This window comes from Georgenia faecalis (assembly GCF_003710105.1).
GTDB classification, from domain to species: Bacteria; Actinomycetota; Actinomycetes; order Actinomycetales; family Actinomycetaceae; genus Georgenia_A; species Georgenia_A faecalis.
This window is the reverse complement of sequence record NZ_CP033325.1, coordinates 541605-565709: the sequence shown is the minus strand read 5'-3', so window position 1 is coordinate 565709 and position 24105 is coordinate 541605. Positions and strand designations below refer to the sequence as shown.

At 74.2% G+C, this 24105-nt stretch carries 19 protein-coding genes and 1 tRNA gene; 7 read left to right on the top strand and 13 right to left on the bottom strand.

Annotation, left to right across the window (positions count from 1 at the left end; genetic code table 11):
- Positions 1 to 98: 98 nt before the first annotated feature.
- The 5 genes from EBO36_RS02360 to EBO36_RS02340 are packed head-to-tail and all read right to left on the bottom strand — an operon-like array spanning position 99 to position 5197.
- The gene (locus EBO36_RS02360) at positions 99 to 1073 is read right to left on the bottom strand and encodes a siderophore-interacting protein (protein WP_122823208.1); all 975 of its coding nucleotides are present in this window, start codon (positions 1071 to 1073) and stop codon (positions 99 to 101) included.
- Positions 1070 to 2035, bottom strand: a complete 966-nt coding sequence (locus tag EBO36_RS02355; protein WP_122823207.1) for an ABC transporter ATP-binding protein — start codon at positions 2033 to 2035, stop codon at positions 1070 to 1072. The genes EBO36_RS02360 and EBO36_RS02355 overlap by 4 nt, the downstream gene beginning before the upstream one ends.
- Entirely contained in the window at positions 2032 to 3123 is a 1092-nt protein-coding gene (locus tag EBO36_RS02350; protein WP_387966623.1) for a FecCD family ABC transporter permease, read from the bottom strand. The genes EBO36_RS02355 and EBO36_RS02350 overlap by 4 nt, the downstream gene beginning before the upstream one ends.
- Positions 3120 to 4115: a FecCD family ABC transporter permease gene (locus tag EBO36_RS02345; protein ID WP_122823206.1), complete on the bottom strand. Its 996-nt coding sequence runs from the start codon at positions 4113 to 4115 to the stop codon at positions 3120 to 3122. The genes EBO36_RS02350 and EBO36_RS02345 overlap by 4 nt, the downstream gene beginning before the upstream one ends.
- A complete protein-coding gene (locus EBO36_RS02340; RefSeq protein ID WP_122823205.1) occupies positions 4112 to 5197 on the bottom strand; it encodes an ABC transporter substrate-binding protein in 1086 nt (361 codons plus the stop codon). The genes EBO36_RS02345 and EBO36_RS02340 overlap by 4 nt, the downstream gene beginning before the upstream one ends.
- 428 nt (positions 5198 to 5625) lie before the next feature.
- Between EBO36_RS02340 and EBO36_RS02335 the strand changes: the two genes are divergently transcribed.
- Entirely contained in the window at positions 5626 to 5820 is a 195-nt protein-coding gene (locus EBO36_RS02335; protein ID WP_122823204.1) for a PLDc N-terminal domain-containing protein, read from the top strand.
- A gap of 147 nt (positions 5821 to 5967) precedes the next feature.
- Positions 5968 to 6040 (top strand) — tRNA-Arg (locus EBO36_RS02330).
- Positions 6041 to 6100: 60 nt separating this feature from the next.
- Here the strand turns inward: EBO36_RS02330 and EBO36_RS02325 are convergent.
- Together EBO36_RS02325 and EBO36_RS02320 are read right to left on the bottom strand one after the other, a co-directional pair.
- Positions 6101 to 7135, bottom strand: a complete 1035-nt coding sequence (locus tag EBO36_RS02325) for an aldo/keto reductase (protein WP_122823203.1) — start codon at positions 7133 to 7135, stop codon at positions 6101 to 6103.
- A gap of 180 nt (positions 7136 to 7315) precedes the next feature.
- On the bottom strand, positions 7316 to 9031 hold the full coding sequence (locus EBO36_RS02320) for an alpha-glucosidase (protein ID WP_244925392.1): 1716 nt from the start codon (positions 9029 to 9031) through the stop codon (positions 7316 to 7318).
- 440 nt (positions 9032 to 9471) lie between these two features.
- On the opposite strand from EBO36_RS02320, the gene EBO36_RS02315 reads away from it, so the two are divergent.
- The gene (locus EBO36_RS02315) at positions 9472 to 10305 is read left to right on the top strand and encodes an alpha/beta hydrolase (protein ID WP_122823201.1); all 834 of its coding nucleotides are present in this window, start codon (positions 9472 to 9474) and stop codon (positions 10303 to 10305) included.
- A 41-nt stretch (positions 10306 to 10346) separates the two neighbouring features.
- A complete protein-coding gene (locus EBO36_RS02310) occupies positions 10347 to 10841 on the top strand; it encodes a winged helix-turn-helix transcriptional regulator (RefSeq protein ID WP_122823200.1) in 495 nt (164 codons plus the stop codon).
- Here the strand turns inward: EBO36_RS02310 and EBO36_RS02305 are convergent.
- The 4 genes from EBO36_RS02305 to EBO36_RS15965 form a co-directional block, all read right to left on the bottom strand.
- Positions 10829 to 13885 (bottom strand): beta-N-acetylglucosaminidase domain-containing protein, encoded by a 3057-nt coding sequence (locus tag EBO36_RS02305; protein WP_164471305.1) that lies wholly within the window; start codon positions 13883 to 13885, stop codon positions 10829 to 10831. The two genes, EBO36_RS02310 and EBO36_RS02305, sit on opposite strands and share 13 nt — an antisense overlap.
- Positions 13886 to 14226: 341 nt before the next feature.
- The gene (locus tag EBO36_RS02300) at positions 14227 to 15636 is read right to left on the bottom strand and encodes an aminotransferase class I/II-fold pyridoxal phosphate-dependent enzyme (RefSeq protein ID WP_122823198.1); all 1410 of its coding nucleotides are present in this window, start codon (positions 15634 to 15636) and stop codon (positions 14227 to 14229) included.
- 406 nt (positions 15637 to 16042) lie between these two features.
- Positions 16043 to 17542 (bottom strand): dicarboxylate/amino acid:cation symporter, encoded by a 1500-nt coding sequence (locus EBO36_RS02295; protein ID WP_122823197.1) that lies wholly within the window; start codon positions 17540 to 17542, stop codon positions 16043 to 16045.
- 251 nt (positions 17543 to 17793) lie between these two features.
- Positions 17794 to 17886 (bottom strand): putative leader peptide, encoded by a 93-nt coding sequence (locus tag EBO36_RS15965; protein WP_387966617.1) that lies wholly within the window; start codon positions 17884 to 17886, stop codon positions 17794 to 17796.
- 218 nt (positions 17887 to 18104) lie between these two features.
- Here EBO36_RS15965 and EBO36_RS15215 point away from each other — a divergent pair, with 218 nt between their 5' ends.
- From EBO36_RS15215 to EBO36_RS15845, 3 genes are all read left to right on the top strand, one after another.
- Positions 18105 to 18611, top strand: a complete 507-nt coding sequence (locus tag EBO36_RS15215; RefSeq protein ID WP_164471304.1) for a hypothetical protein — start codon at positions 18105 to 18107, stop codon at positions 18609 to 18611.
- 240 nt (positions 18612 to 18851) lie between these two features.
- A complete protein-coding gene (locus tag EBO36_RS02285; RefSeq protein ID WP_122823196.1) occupies positions 18852 to 19805 on the top strand; it encodes a hypothetical protein in 954 nt (317 codons plus the stop codon).
- A gap of 188 nt (positions 19806 to 19993) precedes the next feature.
- Positions 19994 to 20974, top strand: coding sequence for a response regulator transcription factor (locus tag EBO36_RS15845; protein ID WP_122823195.1), 981 nt, complete (start codon positions 19994 to 19996; stop codon positions 20972 to 20974).
- 280 nt (positions 20975 to 21254) lie between these two features.
- On the opposite strand, the gene EBO36_RS02275 is transcribed toward EBO36_RS15845, so the two are convergent.
- Both EBO36_RS02275 and EBO36_RS02270 read right to left on the bottom strand, forming a co-directional pair.
- The gene (locus tag EBO36_RS02275; RefSeq protein WP_122823194.1) at positions 21255 to 22433 is read right to left on the bottom strand and encodes a GGDEF domain-containing protein; all 1179 of its coding nucleotides are present in this window, start codon (positions 22431 to 22433) and stop codon (positions 21255 to 21257) included.
- Positions 22430 to 24103, bottom strand: a complete 1674-nt coding sequence (locus EBO36_RS02270; RefSeq protein WP_122823193.1) for a sensor histidine kinase — start codon at positions 24101 to 24103, stop codon at positions 22430 to 22432. The genes EBO36_RS02275 and EBO36_RS02270 overlap by 4 nt, the downstream gene beginning before the upstream one ends.
- Between the last annotated feature and the right edge of the window lie 2 nt (positions 24104 to 24105).

Below are 24105 nucleotides of genomic sequence, written 5' to 3'. Positions count from 1 at the left end.
CTCGGCCCGTCCATAGGCATTAAGGCGGAGGTGCGGCGCCGATGGTGGGAGTCGGCCTCCGTCGTCGGCGAGTGAGCTGCCTGCGGAGGCGCGCGCTGCTACGTCAGCTCGGCGCGGCCCCGGCGCCAGTAGCCCATGAACGCGACGTCGCAGCGCGGGAAGCCGGCGCCCACGAGGTGCCGGCGCAGGTCGCGCACCATGCCCGCCTCCCCCGCGATCCACGCGTAGCACCGCTCGTCGAGGCACGGCGCCGCGCCACCGCCGACCTCGCACGGACGCGGCGCCGCGGCCTCGGTCGGGTGGTGCGGGGTGTCCCAGAGGATCCCCGCGTCGACGTCGATGTCGTCGACCTCGGCCACCGGGCGCTGGACGAGTCGCACCGCCCGGTGGACCTCGGGCTGGAGGAGCGTGCCGTGCGCGCGGCCCTCCCGGGCCAGCCACGTCACCTTCACGCGGGAGAGCGTGAGGATCTCCTGGCGGTCGTCGGCGTGCGGGACCTCGAGGAGCGCCTCCCCCTCGACGTCCGGGCCGAGGCCCTCGAGGATGGCGGCCACGGCGGGCACGGCGGTCTCGTCGCCGGCGAGGAGCACGCGGCGACACTCGCCCGGGTCCCACTCGATGCCCACGGTGAGCGGGTGGCGCCCGTCCGGCCCCACGACGGTGAGCCGGTCGCCGGGGCGCGCCGCCGACGCCCACGCGGCCGCGGGACCGTCCGCGCCGCCCGGACCGGCGTGGAGGACGAAGTCGACGTCGAGCTCACCGAGCGCGGGCCGCATCGCACGGACCGTGTAGGTCCGCATGGCCCCGCGCACCGTCTCGTCGAGGGCGAGCCACTCGCGGTACCACCCCTGCGAGAAGCCCCAGGCGTTGAGGTCGGGCAGCGGGTGGCCGCTCGTGGGGATGAGGAGCTTGACGCGCAGGTCGCGGGGGCCGGCCGGGCCGCCGGTGCCGATGTGCCGCAGGTCCTCTCCGGCGAACGTCACCCGCACGAAGCTCGGGCCCAGGCGGCGCACCGCGCGGACCTCGACGTCGAAGGCGCGCATGGTGGGGATCTCGCTGATCGTCGTGCTCATCGATCGGCTCCTGTCATCGGTACGCGGTGACGCACGGGGGGATCGTTCGGGGTGACGTCGGCGGCGCTGCCGTCGGGCACGCCCGCGGGAACGGCGGTGCCGTCGGGAGCGGCGCCGTCGGGAGCGGCGCCGTCGGGAGCGGTGCGGCCACGGGCGCGGTGCCGCCCCACGGGGACGACGAGCGGGGTGCCGGAGACCGGGTCGGGGAGCACGGACGCCTCGACGCCGAAGACCCGCTGGAGCATCTCGGCGGTGACGACGTCGGCGGGCGCCCCGGCGGCGACGACCGCGCCGTCGCGCATGGCGACGAGGTGGTCGGCGTACCGGGCGGCGAGGTTGAGGTCGTGGAGGACCATGACGATGGTGGTGCCGCGGTCGTTGAGGTCGACGAGCAGGTCGAGGACCTCGAGCTGGTGCGCGACGTCGAGGAACGTCGTCGGCTCGTCGAGGAGCAGGATCTCCGTCTCCTGCGCGAGGGTCATGGCGATCCACACGCGCTGCCGCTGCCCGCCGGAGAGCTCGGCGACCACCCGGTCGGCGAGGTCGGCGGTGCCGGTCGCCTCGAGGGCGGCGGCGACGGCGGCGTCGTCGTCGGGCGTCCAGCGGCGCATCCAGCCCTGGTGCGGGTAGCGGCCGCGGCCGACGAGGTCGGCGACGGTGACCCCGCCGGGCGCCTCGGGGGCCTGCGGGAGGATGCCGAGGACCGTCGCCACCTGCTTGGTCGGCAGCGACGTCAGCTCCGCCCCGCCGAGGGTGACGTGGCCCGCCGCCGGGGCGAGCAGCCGGGCGAGGGCACGCAGCAGCGTGGACTTGCCGCAGGCGTTCGGCCCGACGATCGCGGTGATTCGGCCCGGCGGGATGGACAGCGTGAGGTCCTCGGCGACGACGCGCTCGTCGTAGGCGAGGCGCAGCCCGTGGGCCTCGAGGCCGCGGTGGGTGAGGTCGAGGGGTGTACGGGTCACTCGGACCGACCTCCGCGGTTGGCCGTGGCGAGGAGCCACAGCAGGAAGGGCGCGCCGGTCGCGCCGGTGACGACACCGACCGGGACGGCACCCGGCAGGATCTCGGCCGCGACGTAGTCGGCGGCCAGGACGAGGAGCGCGCCCACGAGGCCGGACAGGAGCAGGCTCGGGCGCCCGCCCAGGAGCCGCCGGGCGATGGGCCCGGCGAGGAACGCGACGAACGCCACGGGTCCGGCCGCGGCCGTGGCGGCGGCCACCAGCGCGACGGCGACGACGGTGAGGCCCAGGGTCGCGGGGCGCACCCGCAGGCCGAGGCCCGAGGCGACCTCCCCGCCGAGCTCGAGGACGCCGAGCCGCCGGGAGAGCACCGCCGTCGCGGGCAGCAGCACGACGAGGGCGGCGCCGAGGTACAGGGCGCGGCGGTCGTTCGCCGGGCCGAGCGAGCCCGACAGCCACACCAGGGCGTCCTGCGCGGTCCGCAGGTCGGTGCGGGCGAGGAGGAAGTTGATGACGGCCTGCATGACGGCCGCGACGCCGATCCCGATGAGGATGAACCGGTCCCCGCCCACGACGCCCGAGCGCGACAGGGCGTGCATGCCGACGGCGACGAGGAGCGCGCCGGCGAGGGCCGCGAGGGAGACCGGGAGGCCGCTCGCGCCGGCGAGCACGATCGCGGCGACGGCGGCCGCCGACGCCCCGAGGCTGATGCCGAGGATGTCCGGGCTGGCCAACGGGTTGCGGAGCATCGTCTGGAAGATCGTGCCGGCGACGCCGAGGGCGAGCCCCACCATGGCGCCGACCGCGACCCGGGGCAGGCGGCTCTCGGTGATGATGAACGACGCCCCGGGGATCTCCGCACCGCCGAGGATGCGGAGGAAGTCGACGAAGGAGACCGTGAAGTCCCCGAGGAGGAGGCGCACGAGCGCCATGGCGAGGACGGCGACGACGAGGACCGCCGCCACGGTGACGTGCCGGCGACGCCCGGCCCGGCGCACGGCGCGGACGGCGTCGGCGACGGCGGGGGTGGCCGCGCCGGCCCGCGGGCCGGTACTGGTTCCGGGACCCGCCCCGTCGAGGAGCGCGCTCACAGCGTCACCGTCCGGCGGCGGCGGACCAGCCAGACGAACCCGGGCGCACCGACGAGGGCCACCATGACGCCGGCCTCGACCTCCCCGGGCGGCAGGACCAGGCGGCCGACGACGTCGGCGGCGAGGACGAGGGCGGGACCGACGAGCAGGGAGATCGGCAGGATCCAGCGGTAGTCGGGGCCGGCCAGGCCCCGCACGACGTGGGGGACCACCAGCCCGACGAACGCGATCGGCCCGGCGAGCGCCGTCGCCGCCCCGCACAGCAGGACGATCCCGACCGCGGTCACCACCCGGGTGAGCGCGACCCGCTGGCCGAGCCCGCGGGCGACGTCCTCGCCCAACGCCAGCCCGTTGAGGACGGGGCCGAGCGCGAGGGTGAGGAGGAGGCCGACGACGATGAAGGGCAGCACCTCGACGAGGACGTCCCACCCGCGGCCGGCGACCGAGCCCACCTGCCAGAACCGGAAGGCGTCGAAGACGTCGGCGCGGCCGATGAGCACGGCCTGGGTGAGCGAGGACAGGGCGGCACCGACGGCGGCCCCCGCCAGGGCGAGCTTGACCGGCGTCGCCCCCTCGCGGCCCAGGCTGGCGATGCCGTAGACGACGACGGCGGCCAGGCCGGCGCCGAGGAACGCGAACCACACGTAGCCGCTGAGCTCCGTCACCCCGAGCGCGGCGATCGCGACGACGACGGCGAGGGCGGCACCGGCGTTGACGCCGAGCAGCCCGGGGTCGGCGAGCGGGTTGCGGGTGAGGCCCTGCATCGCCGTGCCGGCGACGGCGAGCGCGGCGCCGGCGAGGATCGCGGCCCCCGTGCGGGGGATGCGCGAGCGGACCACGGCCTCGGCGCCGCCGGCCCCGTCGGGGCGCAGGACGGCGTCGAGGACCGTGGAGAGATCGACCGAGCGCGCACCGAGGGCGAGCGAGGCCAGCACCGCCGTGACGAGCACGACGGCGCCGACCACGAGTACCGCGGTGCGCGAGCGGGTCACCGGCCGTCGGTCTCCTCTGCGCCGGCGTCGCCGCCGGCCTCAGCGGCGCGGGCGGCCTCGGCGATGTCGGGCAGGACCTCGTCGAGCGCCCACGGCAGGCTCAGCGGGGAGGCGGCCGACACGGCGATGGTGAGGGTGTCGTTCGCGCTCGGGACGAAGGCCCCCGCGGCGATGGCCGGGATCTGGCCCAGCAGCGGGTCCGCCTCGATCTGCGCGACGGCCTCCTCGCTGGGGACCCAGGCGACGAGGACGTCGGAGGCGAGCTCGTCGGCGCGCTCCGCGGACCACTCGATGTAGAAGGCCTCGCCGCCGGCCTCGGTGACCACCGGGGCCTCGACCATGCCGATGGACTCGAGGAACTTCGAGCGGTTGTCGAGCGAGGTGAAGAGGTTGATGACCGAGGCGTTCGCCGGGTCGAGGTTGGCGTAGATGAAGGACTTGCCCTCGATCTCGGGGTGCTCGGCGGCGGCCTCGGCGATCTGCGCCTCCGTGTCCTCGACGAGCTGCTCGGCCTCGTCCGCGAGACCCAGGGCCTCACCGATGAGCCGGGTGGACTCCTGCCACGGCGTCCCGAAGGCGACCTCGGGGTAGGCGACGACGGGGGCGATCTCGCTGAGCCGGTCGTACTCCTCCTGCGTGAGGCCGGAGTAGGCGGCGAGGATGACGTCGGGGGCGAGCTCGGCGATGTCCTCGAAGGCGATGCCGTCGGCCTCGGAGTACAGGGTCGGGCCGTTCTCGCTGCCGACCTCCGCGCCGAGCTCGGCCAGCGCCTCGTCCTTCCACGGGGTGGACAGCTCCGGGGTGCCGCCGAACTCCTCGGCCGGCATGCCGACCGGCGCGACGCCGAGGGCGATGGCGACGTCCGCGTTCACCCAGGAGATGGTCGCGACGCGCTCGGGCTGCTCCTCGATCGTCGTCTCGCCGAAGGCGTGCTCGACGGTGACGGGGAAGGCGTCGGAGGCCGCGGTCGTGGCGTCGTGGCTGGTGTGGTCGTCACTGCCGCCGGTCGAGGTGGTGCTGCAGGCGGCGAGGGTGAGGACAGCAGCAGCGGCGACGGCAGCGGGCGCGAGGGATCGGGACACAGGTGCTCCACGGGGTGAGGTGAGGACAGCCTAACTTGCAATTACGTGACGGGAGCGTAGCGCAATTCTCTGGACGCTCGACCGGCCGGTCCGACGCCGGTCCGACGCCGGTCCGAAGCCGGTCCGTGCCCCTCCTGGTACGCCGCTTCGCCAGCCGGCGCCCCCCTCCCGCCCGCTGTCCGGGCATCCCTCCCCACCCACCCCTCTCGTGATCTTGCAGCGACGCTGACCGCGGCGCCGGAACGGCCTCGACGGGTGACTTTGTGGTGCCCATAGCGCTGGGATGTCACCCATTGCGCCGCAGAGTCGCCGCGGGGGCAGCCCCGGCGCGGGAACCTCAAGCGAGGCGCGTCGAGTGCCGGCGTCAGAGTCGGCCTGTCCCCTCAAAGCCCCGCGGGAGGCGTCGGCTCCATGGGATCGTCACCGGCATGGAGCTCTTGGTGATCATTGCGCTGCTGCCGCTGGCGCTTGCCGTCGCGGCGACCGTCAACGTGGTCCGGGGAGGCGCACCGCTCCGCACCGTCGACGTCGCCTGGCTGCTGCTCATCTGGCTCGTCCCCGTCGTCGGGCCACTCCTCTGGTTCGTCGCCGGCCGCCGGACGCCCATGTCGGCCCCCCGCTAACGCCGTCCGGCGCCAGGCCGGGCCGGCACCGCTGCCGCGGCGCTGCCGCCCACCGTCGCCGGAGGCGCCCGGCGTCCGGCGCCCGGCGCCCGGCGTCCCAGCGCGAACCGCCGTCGACGTGCTCCGTTACGCTGGTGCGCGGTCCCCGCCCTCGTAGCTCAGGGGATAGAGCACCGCTCTCCTAAAGCGGGTGTCGGCAGTTCGAATCTGCCCGAGGGCACCCTTCGTCGTCACTCGGGGCGCCACGCCCGCAGCCGGCCCGGCGCACGACCCGACAGCGCTACGCGTCCGCGCCGGGAACCGCGCGGTGGCGCTGCGCGACGCCGGCCGTGCCGTAGGGGTAGTCGTCCACCTCCGGAGCGCTGGCCTCGGTCAGCGCCTGCATCTCCTCCGCGGTGAGAACGAGGTCGGCCGCAGCGAGGTTGTCGGCGAGCTGGCGCGTCGTCCGGGCGCCGAGGATCACCGAGGTCACCGCCGGTCGTGCCGCCACCCACGCGAGCGCCACCTGCGACATCGAGACGCCACGAGCATCCGCCACCGCACGGACGGCGTCGATGACCCGCCACGTCCGCTCGTTCGCGTTCCGCGCCTCCCACGCCTCCATCCCGCGGGTCGGGTTCTCCCCGAGCCGGGTGGCGCCGGTGGGCATGACGTCCCGCTCGTACTTCCCGGTCAGCCAGCCGCCCGCGAGCGGCGACCACGGGAGGAGGCCGACGCCGGCGTCGAGGGCCGCCGGGACGGTCTCGTGCTCGATGCCGCGCACGAGGAGGCTGTACTGCGGCTGGAGCGTCGCCGGTGCGGTAAAGCCGCTGGCCGCCGCGACGTGGACGGCCTTGGTGAGCTGCCACCCGGTGTAGTTCGAGAAGCCGTAGTAGGAGATCTTCCCGGCGCGGACGGCGTCGTCCAGGAAGCGCAGCGTCTCCTCCACGGGCGTCACCGCGTCCCACGCGTGCATCTGGTAGAGGTCGACGTGCTCGACGCCCAGCCGGCGCAACGAGGCGTCGAGGGCGTCGCGCAGGTGACGGCGCGAGAGTCCGACGTCGTTGGGTCCCGCGCCCATCGCGAACCGGCCCTTCGTCGCGAGCACCACCTGGGCCGCCTCCGTCGGGTGCGCGGCGAGCCAGCGGCCGATGATCTCCTCCGAGCCGCCCGCGGAGTAGACGTCCGCGGTGTCGAAGAAGTTGCCCCCCGCCTCGACGTAGGCCGTCATGATCTCGCCGGAGGTCGCCTCGTCCGACTCGGCGCCGAACGTCATCGTGCCCAGTGCGTGCACGGACACCACCGTGCCGGTCCGTCCCAGGGTGCGGTGCTCCACGGTCACTCCTCTTGTCGGCGACGTCGCCTGCGGCGCCGCGAGTCTAGGTGCGGGGGACGACGACGGCGCGGGCTACCGCGCCCATGCCCCCGCCGCCCGGCGTTTCTGCACGATCACGACGAAGTGGGGGGTGGGGCGGGGGGGCCGGCGGGACGCGCCCCGCCCCCCGCCGCGCCACCCTCAACGCCTGAGCAGCACCCGCGACTCCCACGGCGCCAGCCGGACCCGCTCCCCCTCGGCCGGGGCGCCGTCGTCGTGCGTGGACAGCAGCACCTCCCCGGCCAGGTGGTCGGCCTGGCCCTCGAGCTCGACGTCGGCCGGCTCGCCCGACATGTTCGCCACGACGAGGAGCGTCTGCCCGTCGAGCGAGCGCGTGTAGGCAAAGACCTGCTCGTCGCCCGGCAGGAGGAGCGCGAAGTCGCCGTGGACGACGACGTCGTGCGCGCGCCGGACCTCGATGAGACGGCGGTAGTGGTGGAACACCGACCCGGCGTCGGCGCGCGCCGCCTCCGCGTTGATCTCCGTGTGGTTGGGGTTGACCGCGATCCACGGCTCGCCCGTGGTGAACCCGGCGTTCGCCGACGCGTCCCACTGCATGGGCGTGCGGGCGTTGTCCCGGGAGACCGGGCGGATGCCGGCCAGGAGCGCCTCGGGCGATGCGCCGTCGCCCAGGGCGTGGCGGTAGTGGTTGAGGGTCTCGACGTCGCGGAACTCCTCGATGCGCCGGAAGTCGACGTTCGTCATCCCCAGCTCCTCGCCCTGGTAGACGTACGGCGTGCCGCGCAGCATGTGCAGGACGGTGCCGAGCGTCTTCGCCGAGGTGACCCGGTGCTCGGGGGAGTCGTCGCCGAAGCGGGAGACGATGCGCGGCTGGTCGTGGTTGTTCCAGTACAGGGAGTTCCAGCCGACGTCGGCCAGGCCCTCCTGCCACGCGGCGAGGTTGGCCTTGAGGTCGGTGAGCCGCAGCGGGCGCTGGTCCCACTTGCCGCCCGGGCCGTGGTCCAGGCCCATGTGCTCGAAGGTGAAGACCATGTTCACCTCGCGGCGGGCGGGGTCGGTGAAGGCCCGCGCCTGCTCGATGGTGACGCCGGGCATCTCCCCCACGGTGAGCAGCGCCTTGTCGGCGAGCGCCTCGGCGTGCATCTCGGCGAGGAACTCGTGGATGCGGGGGCCGGCGGTGTAGTACGGCGAGCCGTCCCCGAACCGGCCGGAGCGCACGACGCCGTCGGGCAGCGATCCGTCAGGGCGCAGCTCCTTGGAGACGAGGTTGATGACGTCCATCCGGAAGCCGTCGACCCCCCGGTCGACCCACCAGCGCATCATCGCGTAGACCGCCTGGCGGACCTCGGGGTTCTCCCAGTTGAGGTCCGGCTGCTTCCGGCTGAACAGGTGGAGGTAGTACTCCCCCGTGGCCGCGTCCCACTCCCAGGTGGACCCCGAGAAGAAGGACTCCCAGTTCGTCGGCTCGGCGCCGGGCGTACCGCCCTCGTGGCCCTCGCGCGGCGGGCGCCACCAGTACCAGTCGCGCTTGGGGCTGTCCGTGCCCGACCGGGACTCCTCGAACCACGCGTGCTCGTCGGAGGTGTGGTTGACGACGAGGTCCATGACGAGCTTCATCCCGCGCTCGTGGACCGCAGCGATGAGGGCGTCGATGTCCTCCAGCGTGCCGAAGGACGGGTCGACGTCCTCGTAGTCGCTGATGTCGTAGCCGTTGTCGTCCTGCGGCGAGCGGTAGATCGGCGAGAGCCAGATGACGTCGACGCCGAGCGCGACCAGGTGGTCGAGGCGGTCGATGATGCCGCGCAGGTCGCCGACGCCGTCGCCGTCGGAGTCCGCGAAGGACCGCGGGTAGATCTGGTAGACGACGGCGGACTTCCACCACTCCGGGTCGCGCACCGGCGCCGGGGCGGCGCCCGCCGGCGGGGCGGGGTGCGGGCGGTCAGGGCCGGGGCGGGCGCTGGGCTCGCTGGTCACGGGTGCCTCCAGGGCGACGACGACGGGGGTCCGATCAACCGTGCCATGGCGGCTGGCCGGGGGCGAACCGGCCCCGGGGCGCCTGCGGGCCGCCGTGTTCCACCGCCAACCCGGGCCATTCACGCCGGCAGACCCTGGTGCCGCTGACTCCATTTCGGTAGAGTCAGCGCCGGGGCTCCGCCCCACCACGGCGGCCCGTCCGTCGGGGACCACCGCGCGCACGACGTCGGCCAGCGTTCCGCGACACCTTCACCGCCCGGCCCCACGAGGGCAGCGGTCACGCGCTCCCGGACACCGATCGGGAACGCCTCCACGGAGATCTCCTCGCGTTCATCGACTCCTGACCGGAAAGGAAGCGGCACATGAGTGAGCAACCCCGCCCCGACACCGTGGTGCTGGTGCACGGGCTCTGGATGACCCCGCGCAGCTGGGAGCACTGGGTCCGGTACTACGAGGACAAGGGCCTGCGGGTCCTCGCACCCGGCTACCCGGGATTCGAGATCGAGGTCGAGGCCCTGCGGGAGAACCCCGACGTCATCGCCCGGCTCGGCGTCCCCGAGACCGTGGACCACCTGGCATCGGTGGTCGCGGGCGTCGACGTCCCGCCGATCCTCATCGGCCACTCCTTCGGTGGCACCCTCACCCAGCTCCTCCTCGCGCACGGGCTGGGGTCGGCCGCCGTCGTCATCGACTCCGCCCCGACGGAGGGGGTGCACGTCACCCCCCTCTCCCAGGCCCGGTCCCTCCTCCCCGCGCTGAGGAACCCCGCCAACCGGCACAAGGCCGTGGGGTTCACCCCCGAGGAGTTCCACTACGCCTTCACCAACACCCTCACGGAGGAGGAGTCCCGGGCGGTGTGGGACCGCTACCACATCCCCGCACCGGGGAGCTGGATCTGGGCCTACGGCCTCGTCGCGAACGTCAAGCCCGGGCGCCAGGAGACGTGGGTGGACTACTCCGCGGACCGGGCCCCGCTGCTCTTCATCGCCGGCGAGAAGGACCACATCATGCCGCCCTCGGTGAACCGGTCGAACGCCAAGCACTACTCGCGGTCGCCGGCGGTCACCGAGTACTACGAGTTCGCCGGCCGCGACCACTGGACCTGCGCCGCGCCGGGCTGGGAGGCGGTCGCCGACCACGCGCTGGAGTGGGCGCTGCGCCACGCGACCACCCGGCGCAAGGCGTCCACGACCTGACTACAGGACTCGACAGTCAGGGGTATCGTGGAGACGTGGCGATGGAACTCGAAGGTGCGCTGGCGCTACGCGGCGACCAGCCCGTCGGGCGCTACTGCCCCATCGAACGCGTCCTCGGCCTCATCAGCACCCGCTCGTCGATCCTCCTCCTGCGCGAGGCCTTCTACGGAGCGACCCGGTTCGAGACGTTCGCCGCCCGGACCGGCCTCACCGAGGCCACCACCGCCAAGAAGCTGCGCGACTTCGTCGACGCCGGAGTGCTCGAGACGCAGCCGTACCAGCGACCCGGCGAACGGCGCCGGGCGGAGTACGTCCTCACCGAGAGTGGCCGGGACCTGCTCCCGGCCGTGTTCGCCCTGCTCCAGTGGGGCAACGCGCACGACCCGCCGCCGTACCCGCCGTCGCTCCACCACCAGGGCTGTGGCGAGCCGGTGGAGATCGTCGCCCGGTGCTCGGCCGGGCACGAGGTCGGCGGTGACGACATCGTCGTCAGTGCCCCGGGACCGTTCGGCCTGGACGATCCTCAGGAGCCCTGAGCCCCACCCCTCCGCAGCGCCAGCACCGCCCCGCCGGCGACCAGGCCGAGGATCGCGAGGAGCACCAGGGCGCTCACCGGCGCACCGGTGTCGGGCAGCGCTCCCCCGCCCGGCGTGCCGGGCGCCGTCGGGGCACCCGGCGTCGTCGGGCCGGGTGTGGGCTCGGTCGGCACGGGAGTGGTCGGGTCGGGCGTCGGCTCCGTGGGGGTGGGCGTGGGCGTCGGCTCCTCGACCCCGTTGACGAGCCAGTCGATGGCGGCGTCGAACATGGCCTGGCCCTCGGGGGTGAGGACGCCGGTCGCGTCGTCGACGTACGGCAGGCCGAGGCGGCGCGCCGGGGCGTCGAGACCGATGAGCGCGTCGCCCTCGTCATAGCCGAAGACCACCGCCTGCTCGGGCGTGCCGGGCACGACGGCGACGACGTCGGCCTCCGCCGACGGCGTCCCGTACCCGGTGATGCCCGCGCGCTGGTAGATCCGCACGGCGCCGCTCGTCCCCGCCGCCAGCGGGCTGTCGGGGTTGACGACCTCGACGTCCGTCGCCGTGAAGGCGAGGTTCGGGGCGTCCGCCATGCCCATGTCGTCGTAGAGGAAGTGCTCGTAGACCCCGACCGGGACGGCGACGTCGCGGAACTTCGTCGTCACGTCGCCGGAGGAGACCGACTCGCTGACGACGACGGCGGCCTTGCCCTCGGCGTCGGCCGTGGTGGCCTCCGGCGCGAGGGCGACCTCGACGGGGTAGCCGAGGAACTCGATGCGCTGCTGCGTGGCGAGGTCGCCCGCGGCGTCGGCGGTCGCCATGCCCTCGGGCGGCCCGACGACGAGGAGCACCGGCGCCGGGTCCCCCACCGTCACACGCACGATGCCGGAGTCGACGGCGGTGCCCGCGGCGTCGGTGGCGACGGCGTACAGGCTGGGCATCCCCTCACCCGCGTCGGCCCAGGTCACCTCGTAGGGGGCGGTGTTGTCGACGCCGATGAGCTCGGTGCCGGCGTAGAAGGCGACCTCGTCGATGGCGACGTCGCCGGAGCGGACCTCCGCTGCCAGCGCGATGTCCGCGCCGACGTCGAACGTGGCGCCGTCGTCGGGCTCGGTGAGCGTGACGAGACGGCTGGCGTCGCGGGCCCAGGCGAGGAACTCCGCCATGATCCCGCCGGTGACGTCGACGTCGAGGGCCTCCGCACGGGCGGCGGCCTCCTCGAGCGCCTGGCGCTCCTGCCACGCGGTGGTCTGGTCGTCGGCGGCGTCGGCGAGGAGGGAGCGGACGGCGGCCGCACCGGCCTCGCCGTAGGCGCCGAGCTTGGTCGACCAGGGCGCGACCTCGGCGACGAAGTCCGCGTCGAGGCCGGCGGCGAGGTCGGCCGGGACGGCGGCCATCGCCTCGAGGTAGGCGAGGAGCGGCTCGGCCGCGGCCTCCGGGTCGGTACCGGCGTCCCATGCGGTGGTGAAGTCCTCGACCAGCCCGGCGAGGACCGGGTTGGCCGGGTGGCCGATGTCGGAGCCGTAGTTGTTCTCGGCGAAGACCCGCAGGGCGTCGACGGCGTCGCCGCCGACGAGCTCGAGCGCCGCGTCCCAGGACGTGTCCGGGTCGTAGCCGGCGGGGTTCCACAGGTAGTCGTGGACGGTGGCGAGCGGGACCTCGGAGGCGCGGGCCTGGTTCATCGGGTTGGCGGAGAAGCCGAGGACGCCCAGCTCGGCGAGGCCGGCGTCGCGGCCGATGAGCGGGCCCATGAACAGGCGCGCGGGCGCGAAGTCGTTGACCGGGTAGTTGTCCCAGATGGCCAGCGGGTGGTCCCACAGCGCGGCGGCCTCGGTGGCCTGCTCGGCGGTGATGGTGTCGGCGACGACGTCGGGGCCCGTCCAGTAGACGACGACGTCCGCGGGCGCCTCGGCGGCGAAGACGGTCTTGTACTCGCTCTCCCCCGTGCCGGAGTACTCGGTGGGCACGGTGAGGAGCGCCTGGGCCTCGGGCCGGGCCTCGATGAACTCGGCGAGCACGGTGTCGAGGAGGTCGGTCTGGGCGTCGGCCGCGGGGCTGGCGGACCCGGCGTAGGCGGCGACGTCGGCGGCGCAGTCGAGCTCGAGGTCGATGTCGTCGAAGAAGATGCCGAACTGGCGCACGCCCACGTCCCACATTGCGTCCATCTTGGCGAGCAGGGCATCGACGTCGTCCGGGTCGGAGTAGCAGATGTCCTGGCCGGGCGAGACGGTGAAGATGAACTCGACGAGCTCGGCCTCGGACGCCTCGACGAGCTCGGCCAGCTCCGCGAGCTCCGCCGCGGGGTAGGGCTCGCGCCAGCGCTCGAGGTGGTACGGGTCGTCCTTGGGGGCGTAGACGTAGCTGTTGCCCTTGACGTCGCCGAGGAAGTCGATGACGGTGAGGCGGTCCTCGTGGGACCAGGGCTCGCCGTAGAAGCCCTCGATGACGCCGCGCAGGCCGAACTCCGGCCAGTCGCGGACGGTGCCCCGCTCGAGGGTGGTGCTCGCGTCGCCGACCGTGGCGAGCTGGCGCAGCGTCTGCAGCCCGTGGAAGGCGCCCGCGGGGTCGACACCGGCGACGACGACGGCGGTCACCGGGCCTAGCGGGCCGACGGCGAGCGCATAGCCCTCCGGTGTGGCGGGGTCCGCCGGCGTGGTGCCGAGCTGGGCGAGCGCCTCGGTGACCTGGGTGGAGGGTGCGTCGGCGACGGCGAGGACGAAGTCGTCCTGCGGCTCCTCGCCGACGGGGATCTCGTCGATGTCCGTCACGCCGAGGTCGGTGAGCACGGCGCGGGCCTCGGCCAGCACGCGCTCGTCGACCTCGCCGTCGACGACGAGGCTCACCGCGTCGGGGACCGTGACCGTCGCCCCGGCGAGGTCGGCCTCGCGCGGCTGTGGGATGAGGCGGTCGGCGGGAGCGAGCTGGGCGGCGCCGGGCGGGGCGGCCGGCGTGGCGCCGGCCGCGGCGGCGAGCGGGGCCGCGGCGCGGGCGGCGGCCGGCACGTCAAGGGCGGCGGCCGCGCCGGCGCCCGGGAGGGCCGCTGCCAGTAGCACTGCGATCGGCACGACAAGACGGGCACGGCGCATGGTTCTGCCTCCTGTGGCATCGATCCCAGTGGGGGGTGACGCTACGGAGTCCCCGGCCCGGCGTCAACGATCGGCGACCGTGAGGGATGGGCGGCGTACGGCCCGCGCGGGGGCCTGTGTGAGGCCTGTGCGAGCCCGCGTGCTCCGCCGCCTGCGCCAGCTGGCGAACTCGGTGCGAACTGGCGAACTCGGCGCTCGCCTCCCGCTCGAGTTCGCCAGTTCGTGCCGAGTTCGCTAGGGGGGACCAGCGAACTCGGCACAGAACAGCGAACTCAGCACGGAACAGCGAACTCAGCGGGGGTCGGGGCGGTGCCTCCGCGTCAGCACTCGGCCATCGCTCGCGGGGCAACCGAGCCGGCCCGGGACACCGCCGCGAGCGCGCGGGCGATGTCCGCCCGCAGGTCCTCGACGTCCTCGAGCCCGACCGAGAGCCGCACGGTCGCGTCCGTGATGCCCACCGCCGCCCGGCCGTGGGGGCCGATCTTGCGGTGCGTCGTCGTCGCCGGGTGGGTGATGAGCGACTTGGCGTCGCCGAGGTTGTTGGAGATGAGGATGAGCTGGAGGGCGTCGAGGAACGCGAACGTCGTCGCCTGGTCCGCGGGAACGCCGCCGGCCACCGCCCCGTGAGCCGCCGCGCCGCCCACCGCCGCGTCGCCCGGCCCCTGCGCCACCGCGCCGTCGGCCCCCTCCCCCGACACTCCCGCCGCGATGTCGAAGGTGACCATCGTGCCGCCCCCGCTCATCTGGGCGCGGGCGAGCTCCGCCTGGGGGTGCGAGGCGAGGAACGGGTACCGCACGCGAGCGACGCCGGGCAGCGTCTCGAGCCACGCCGCCAGCTCGTACGCGGCCGCGGTCTGCGCCCGCACACGCAGCGGCATCGTCTCGAGCCCCTTGAGGAGCACCCAGGCGTTGAACGGGCTCAGGCTCGGGCCGGTGTTGCGCAGGATGAGCTGCAGCGGGCCCTTGATGAACTCGGCCGAGCCGAGCACCGCCCCGCCCATCACGCGCCCCTGACCGTCGATGTGCTTGGTCGCCGAGTAGACGACGATGTCGGCGCCCTGGGTCAGCGGCCGCTGGAGGACCGGGGTGGCGAAGACGTTGTCGATGACGACGACGGCGCCCGCGGCATGCGCCAGGTCGCTCACCCGCCGCACGTCGACGAGATCGAGCATGGGGTTGGACGGCGTCTCGAAGAAGACGACGTCGGCGGGCGTGGCCAGCGCGCGCTCCCAGTCGGCGAGGTCGTGCGCGTCGACGTAGTCAGTGCGCACGCCCCACTTGGCAAAGACCTCCTCGAAGAGGGTGAGCGTCGAGCCGAACAGCGCCCGGCCGGCGACGACGCGCGAGCCGGCGCCCAGCAGCGCGGCGAGGGTGCTGAACACCGCGGCCATCCCAGTGGCCGTCGCGTAGCAGGCCTGCGCCCCCTCGAGCGAGCGCAGGCGCTCCTCGAACGTGGAGACGGTGGGGTTCTCGTAGCGGGAGTACGTGAAGCGGTCGACCTCGCCGAGGAACGCCGCCTCGGCGTCGGCGGCCTGGTCGTAGACGTAGCCCTGGGTGAGGAACAGCGCCTCGGACGTCTCCTGGAAGCCGGTGCGCGCGTGGCCGGCGTGGACGGAGCGGGTCTGGGGACCCCAGCCGGGGTCGGCCTCGGGAAAGCCGCCGGGCCCCGGACAGGCGGGGCCCGCGTCGCCGGCGGCGGGTCGGGCGGTCGCGGAAGGTGCAGCGCTCATCGGTCCTCCATCGGTCCTGGCGGGAGCACCCGCTCGGCGCCGGGCGAGGAGTCCTCACCGTGGCACCGGGGTTGCTGCAGCGTCGACGAGCCAGGTCTCTCAGCTGCTCTGGATGGTGTCCGAAATGCTAGCGCCGCGGTCCGGGCGGACCAAGGGACCGGGCCGAAGTGCTCACGCTTCGGGACGGTGGTCGCGACGGCGGGCCCGTGGTGGGGACGGCGGCCCGACGCCGATGGAGCGGTGAGGAGAGCGGCCAGACGACGAGGACCGCCAGGCGTGAGCCTGACGGTCCTCGGTCGTGCGGGGGCGCCCGCCGCGTCAGCGCGCCCGCCTCATCGGCGCGGCCCGCCGGATGAGCGCGCGGCCACCCCACAAAGCGGGCCGCCGGGTGAGCGCGGGTCCTACGTCAGCGCGTCGCCGGGACGAGCTTCCCCTCCCCCGCCGCGATCTCGGCCTCGGAACCGGAGACGACCTCCGGCCCGGCCTTCGCGTCCGCGACGACGGCGGCCTCCGTGGCGGCGTCGTCCTCATCGTCGTCGGAGAAGAGGTTCTCGGCGTCGGCCGACTGGTACTTCGCCACGTCGAGGATCCCCTCCCGCTTGGCGACGATCACCGGCACGAGCGCCTGGCCCGCGACGTTGACCGCGGTGCGGCCCATGTCGAGGATCGGGTCGACGGCGAGGAGCAGGCCGACGCCGGCGAGCGGCAGGCCGAGGGTGGACAGGGTGAGGGTGAGCATGACCGTCGCGCCGGTGAGCCCGGCCGTCGCCGCGGATCCCACCACGGAGACGAACGCGATGAGCAGGTAGTCGGTGATGCTCAGCGTGATCCCGAAGAACTGGGCGACGAAGATCGCCGCGAGCGCCGGGTAGATGGCCGCGCACCCGTCCATCTTCGTCGTCGCGCCGAACGGCACGGCGAACGAGGCGTAGGAGCGCGGGACGCCGAGGTTGCGCTCGACCACCCGCTCGGTGACCGGCAGGGTGCCGATCGAGGAGCGGGAGACGAACGCGAGCTGGATCGCCGGCCAGGCCCCACGGAAGTACCGCAGCACCGGCAGGCCGTTGGCGCGCAGGATCACCGGGTAGACGACGAAGAGGACGAGCGCGAGCCCGGCGTACACCGCGATGGCGAAGGTGCCCAGCGGCAGCAGCGAGTCCCACCCGTACTCGACGATCGCGTTGCCGACGAGGCCGAGGGTGCCGAGCGGCGCGAGCCGGATGATCCACCACAGCACCGTCTGGATGATCGACAGCAGCGAGCGGTTGAAGGAGAGGAACGGCTCCGCCCGGTTGCCCACGCGCAGCGCCGCGAGGCCGACGACGAGAGCGATGACGACGATCTGCAGGACGTTGAAGCTCACCGAGGTGCCGACGGCGGTGACGGCGCCGTCGTCGCCGGTGGTGAGCTGGCTGTTGGCCCCCAGGCCGAGGAAGTTGCCCGGGATGAGCCCACCGAGGAAGTCGAGCCAGGTTCCCGTGCGCCCGGGCTCGGCCGCTGCCGACTCAGGGATGGTGGTGTTCTCGCCCGGGCGCAGGATGAGCCCGAGGCCGATGCCGATGGCGACCGAGACGAGCGCGGTGATGGCGAACCACAGCAGGGTCTGGCCCGCCAGGCGCGCGCCGTTGGCGACGCCGCGCAGGTTGGCGATCGACGCGACGATGGCGGTGAACACCAACGGCGGCACGATCGCCTTGAGCAGGCCGACGAACGACGACCCGATGGTGTCGAGGGCCAGGGCGAGGCCGTTCGGCTCGCCCTCGGCGGACGGGCCGATGCTCAGGGCGAGCCAGCCGAGGGCGACGCCGAGCACGAGGGCCAGCAGGATCTGCACGCTGAAGGACGGCAGGCGCAGCCGCCGGCGGGGCTTGGTGCCCTGATCGGCGCGGGTGGATGAGGTGGACACAGGGGTGCCTTTCGGATGGGACGCGCGTGCGTCAGGAGGCGGCAGGTCCGCCGTCGTCGGGCGACGGCGGACGGCACGCACGCTGGCGAGCGCCGCGGGCCGACCGCGAGAGCAGAGTCCCGGCGAACGCCGCGAGTGCGGCGACGGGGCGGTGTGCCGGCGCAGCCGGCGGGAGCGAGAGCTGGGGGCAGGCCGTCAGTCGCTCGGCGACGAAGGGCCTGGACCGCGCGTACGCGGTCGCGCCTGCTGGGTCAGACCCGGCAGGCGCGCAGACAACACAGCGCGCTCGCCTGACGTCGGAGGTCGACGGCGGGGCGCACGGTGAGGTCCCAGAAGTTGATCACTACCACTCCAGCGGTACGGGACGAAACGGTCGTCCACCGCGCAACTTAATGCAGATCCGGCGCGAGCGACACCCCTGGCGGGGGGCAATCTCGGCGGGCGCGGGCGACGGCGGCGCGGGCGCGGGCGCGGGCAACGGCGGCGCGGGCGCGGACGACTGCGGCGGCGGGGGGCGGCGGCCCGGCGGGTCGGGCCGGGCGGGGAGCGGTATGTTCGGGCGATGGACCGGGTACTGCCGCTGCCGGCCGACGAGGCCTTCGCCCTGGTCACCGACTTCGCGCGGCACGGCGAGTGGATCCCGCTGACCCGGATGAGCGTGCCGGCCGGCGGCGCACGCCCCGGCGACGCCGTCGTCGCCCGGTCGGCGGTCGTCCTCCTCGACCGCATGACGCTCGAGCGGCTCGACCCGCCCTCGGTGGTTCCCGGCGCGGGCGGTCCTGGTGGCGCCACCGCCGGTGGTGCCACGGCCTGCGGCGTCGGCCGTGCGCCTAGGACCAACCCGGCCGACGGCGTCGCCGTCCTGCGCAAGGACGGACCGGTCCTGCTCGGCAGCGCCACGGTGGTGGTGACGCCGGTGGGCACGCGTGCGGCTCGGGTGCGCTGGACGGAGGACGTCTGGCTGCGTGGCCCGCTCCCCCGCCGGGTCACCCGCGCGGTACTCGCGCCCCTCCTCGACGCGATGGTCGGGCTGGCGCTGTGGCGCATGGACCGGTCACTGCGCCGCTGAGCGCCGGCCGCCCTCCGCCCTCCGCGCTTTGTCCTGGCCGCCACCGCGCGCGCCCCGACCGCTGCCCCAACTGCCCGACCGCTACCCCACCGACGGCGACGGCGGAGCCGCGCCACACCGCCGGCAACGCAGGCCTTGCGGCTCGATCTGGTAGACGTATGGCGAGTGCTGGCCGGAGCGTCGCCCGGTTACGTTCCACCCATGGTGAGGGGGCCACGGGTGAGTAGAAGAGGCAGAGCTATGACAGCCGTCCAGACGTCCCCCGAGGCGCGCGCGCGCCGCCCCCGGTCCGCGCGGTTCCGCCTCGACGTCGGCGAGTGGCTCGTCCTGCGCCGCGCCCTCGTGCGGGCCGCCCCCTGGGGCGCCGCCTCCCCCACGGCCATGGCTGCCGACTTCCGGCCCGAGGCGTTCGGGCTCGCCCCGGAGGCTCCGCTGCCGGAGTCGGAGCGCCGGCGGGCGTGGGCACTCCTCCGCGAACGCGGGCTCGCCCGCTACGTCCCGCCGGACGACGATCTCGACGCCCTCGTCGTGCCGTTCGCCGCAGCCCTGCGCGCGCTCGCCGAGCCGGAGGTGCTCGCCGACGTCCGGTCCTGGGCAGCCCTCGCAGGCACGACAGGGACCATCGCCTGGAGCGCCGGCCGCACGGTGGCCCTCTCCCGCGAGCTGCGTCACCTCACCCCCGCACGCGACGGGCGCGAGCGCTACGAGCACGCGGGGGCCGTCGAGCTCTCGCTCGCCGCCGACGGCACCCTGCTCGAGGAGATCCTCCTCGCCCTGCCGCTCCGGGACGACGACGGCCGGCCAGGACCCGCCGTCGTCATCGGGTGGGACGCCGCGCACGCCGTGGCCGAGGCCCTCCGTGCCGGCCAGGGCGAGATCGTCCCGCACCTGCTCGACCTTCCCGCGGAGTCACTCGCCACGCTCGGGATCTCGGCCCGGAGCCTCACGGGGGGCGCCCAGCTCACGGTCCGTTGCCCCGGTGGCGGGCACCGCGTCGCGCCAGCCGTCGGCGGCTCCGGCCACCCGGACGAGCCGGTCCTCCAGGGCGTCTGGCTCTGGACCCCCGCCGACGTCGTCGAGCTCCTCGACGCTGCCGGGAGCGAGGTGACCCTGCGCCGGACGAGCATGCGCGGGGTGCGCGCCGGCCTGCTCTCCACCTTCACCGGCCTCCTCAACGTCGAGGAGGTGCTGTGACGGGGGTTCGCAGCACCATCGCCGTGACGACCAGCCGCCCCCGCCCGACGTGAGTTCCCCGCCCGACGTGAGTTCCCCGCCCGACGTGAGTTCCCCGTCCCACGTGAGCTCCCCCTACCACGTGAGCTCCCCGCGCGATGGTGGATGGTCCCGGTGGTGCGGCGTCACCCTCCGCTACGGTCCCAACCATGCCTGCGCAGACTGAGGACCGCGTCGCCGTCGTCATCGAGGACGACGACGACATCCGAGCCCTGCTCGCGACCACGCTGGGCCAGGGCGGCTTCACCGTCCACGCGGCGGGCAACGGTCACGACGGCGTCGCCCTGGTGCGTCGTCACGACCCCGTCGTCACGACGCTCGACATCTCCCTGCCCGACATCGACGGGTTCGAGGTCGCCCGGCGGGTGCGGACCTTCAGCGACGCCTACATCGTCATGCTCACCGCCCGCGCCGAGGAGATCGACACCCTCATCGGTCTCGACGCCGGCGCCGACGACTACCTCACCAAGCCCTTCCGTCCCCGTGAGCTGCGGGCCCGCATCGAGGCGATGCTGCGACGCCCGCGCCTCGTCTCCCGCGCAACCGACGCGCCGGCGGCGGGAACGACGACGGGTGCCGGTGCGCCGGCTGGGGCGGGCGCGGGCGCTGGGGCACCGGCCGCGTCGGGTGTTGCGGTGGAGGGAGTGGCGGCGGGGGCGTCCGCCGAGATCCCTGCGCCGTCGTCGCCTGCTGCGGGGCTCGGCGCGGCGTCCGACGCCGTGGCGTTCGCCCACACCTCCGCGGGGGCGGCCGACGCAGTGGCTGACCGCACCGCCACCGACCCGCACCGCGAGCACCCCGAGGACGTCCACGTCCACAACGGGCTCGTCATCGACGCCGCCGCCCGGATGGCCGAGCTCGCCGGCGAGCCGCTGCACCTCACACGCAGCGAGTTCGAGATCCTCCTCTCCCTGCTCGTCGCGCGCGGGCGGGTCCTGTCCAAGGCGGATCTCGTCCGCGAGCTCTGGGCCGAGTCCTACGACACCGGCCTCGACACCACGGAGGCGGACCGTCGGGCGATCGAGGTGCACGTCGCGAACCTACGCCGCAAGCTCCGCGAGGACGCGGTGAGCCCGCGCTTCATCCAGACCGTGCGCGGCGTCGGCTATCGGCTCGCCGCGGCCCGCTGACGGCGGCGTCGTCAGGCTGACCGCCCATCGTCTGACTCATCGCTCGGTGTGGCGTGCGGCCGGCTGGACCGAACCCGCCGCCCGCTGCCCCAGGCCGCCCGTCCGCTGGGCATAACGCGCCGCTCGCTGCCCCAGGCCGCCCGTCCGCTGGGCCGAACCCGCGATCCAGCGTCTTGTGGGTGGCATCCCAGCGCTCTAGGCACTGCAACGTCACCCGTTGAGGCGTTGGCCGCCGGCGCGCCAGCGTTTCTGCAAGATCACCAGTGGGAGGGGTGGCCCCTCAGAGAGCCAGGGCACCAGCACCGGCACCGGCGGTCACGGTGAGGTTTCCGCCCTGCTCGGACGCTTCACGGGCCGCCCGCTGACCGGCCGCCCGGAGCGTCGCCAGGTCGTAGCCGTGGTCCAGCGACGACGCCAAGCCGATGCTCACCGTCACCCGGACGCGCGAGGAGGGGAGCTCGAAGGTGGCATGGAGGAACTCCGTGCGCAGCCCCGCCGCCCACTCCTCCGCCTCGGCCGCGCCCATGTCCCGCAGCAGCACCTCGAACCGCGCTCCGTGCGGGGCATCGATCCCGATGAGCCCCCGTGGGGGCACGACCATCGCGACCGTCTCCCCGCACAGCGCGAGCGCCTCGTCCGCATAGTTCCCGCCGAACGCGAGGCGGATGGCCGTGACGTCGTCGGGCTCCACCACGACGAAGCACATCTGCCGCCCACGCTCCTCCGCGTCCCGCAGGGCGTCGAGGGCGCGCGGCTCGAACGACGCGGGTGTGCGAGCCCCCGTGGCGGCATCGAAGTGGTGCCTGAGCAGGACGCTGCGGGTGGTCTGCGCAACCCGCAGGCTCACCATGGAGAAGGCACTGCCGTTGAGGACGAGCGTGACCACCAAGGTGGTGAGCTCGCTGCCCGCGTACGTGGTGAAGGCGTCGGAGTAGGGGCCCTGGGTGATGTAGAGGACGAACCGGAACACCGTGTACGTGCCCATGACGAGGAGCAGCACCGCCAGGGCGATCCCGCTCTGGAACTGGCGCAGCGGGCCTCGCAGGATCGCGACGCCGCTGATCAGGGCGCCCACCGCGACGCCGACGAGCATGAGCCCGCCTGCCGCCCACGGGTCGCCCGCCGGACCGACGGCGAGCACCCCGAGGCCGGCGACGGCTGCGGCGCCCACCGCGACCCCGACGAGGGGTCGTCGGCCGCCGCACGCCCGGACGCCGCTCCACATGAACCACAGGACGGCGACCTGCGCCGCGTTGCCGAGCGCCCGTGCCACCCACGAGGGCTGGAACGCGTCGGCGAGCGTGGCCAGGGACGCCGCGATGGCGGCGGCAAAGGCGAGCGACCAGAGGCGGTCCACGGCCTGGGCGCGCCGTGACCAGGCCTCGGCGACGAACAGCGTCGCGCTGAGGAGGACGACCGCACCGGCGACGACGTCGAGCGTGAGCGGGTCCAGCGTCATGCGTCCTCCTCAGCGGGCAGCGTCATCCGCACCCGGGTCCCCTGGCCGAGCTCGCTCTCCAGGGCGAGCGTGCCCCCGTGGGCCTCGACGATCTGACGGGAGATGTGCAGGCCGAGGCCGGTGCCCTGGACCGGTCCGTTCCGCACGGCCTCGGCGCGGAAGAACCGGCCGAAGAGGCGCGGCTGGTCCACGGGTGCGATGCCGATGCCGTCGTCGGTGACGAGGAGGTGGATGGCGGCGCCGTCGCGGCGCAGGGCGACGTCCACAGTCCCGGACGGCCGGGAGTACTTCACGGCGTTGGACAGCAGGTTGTCCACCACCTGCGCCAGGCGCGCGCGGTCCCCGGCGACCGGGAAGCCCGTGCCCACGCGTGCGGTCACGGTGATCCCCGCCGCGTCGGCGCGCGGCCACACGCTGACGACGGCGTCGCGCACGACGTCCGCGAGGTCGGTCGTCGAGCGCACGATGCTCAGCTCGCCGCGGCGCGTCTGCCCGGCGGTGAGCAGGTCACCGATGAGCCGTTGGAGGCGCTGGGCGTTGCGTTCGACGACCTCGAGGTTCCCGCGGGCCTCGCCGGGCACCTCGGGGTCGTCGATGACGAGCTCGAGGTAGCCGAGGATTGAGGTGAGGGGGGTGCGCAGCTCGTGCGACACGGCTGAGATGAAGTCCTCCCGCTCCGAGACCGCGGCCATCTCCGCGGTGAGGTCCTGGTAGACGATGACGGCGCCGGCAGGGCGGTCCGCGTCGTCGGTGAGCTGGCCCACGGAGATCCGGTAGGCCGTCCACCGCCCGTCATCCTCGGCCCACCAGGTGAGCTCGCGCGAGACCGTCTCACCGCGCCAGGCCCGGACCAGGGGCGACCCGGCGTGGCCGAGCGGGGTGGTGCGGTCCGCGCGGAAGCCGGCCAGCCCGGCGTGGCGGGTGACGTGGTCACCGATCTTGAGCTTGCCCTGGGTCGCCGCGGCGTGCGCCCGGTTGAGGATGGTGATGTAGCCGTCCGGGGAGATCGCCACGACCCCGACGTCGATGGTGTTGAGGATGCCCTCGAGCACCCGGTGCTGGTGGCGGGCGTCGGCCAGGGTCCGTTCGACGAGTCCCCCCTGGCGGTGGAGCAGGTAGCTGCGCGCCGCCGCCCGGCGCTCGGACAGGACGATGTAGACGCTCGCGGCGGCCAGCACGGCGGGGACGACGAACAGCCGGCCGAGCGTGCTGCCGTCGAGCGTCGGATCGAGGAGGAGCGCTGTCCACAGCGCCACGGTGCTCGCCGAGACGGACGTGACGGCACCGACGACGCCGAACGTCGTCGACAGCCACAGGACGGGCAGGACGAGGGTCACCGACGCCGGCACGCCGCCGGCGTAGAGCACGGCTGCGGCGGAGATGTCGGCGATCGGCACGATGCCCGACCACCAGCGCGGCAGCTGCTCCCAGGGCACGACGATGGCCGCCCCCGTCGCCGCGACGACGACGAGCAGGCCCGAGAAGACCATCGGCAGCTCGATGCTGTCGGCGGCCATGACCACGAGCAGGACCGCCACCACCATGACGACGAGGGTGAACGGCAGCTGCCGACCGAGGACGTGGCGGTGGTCGGTGCTGGAGCTCCAGCCCTTGCCGAGGGGGGCTTCGTCGGTCGGCGGTGGGGCCGCAGCGACCGCGGGCAAGGACATGC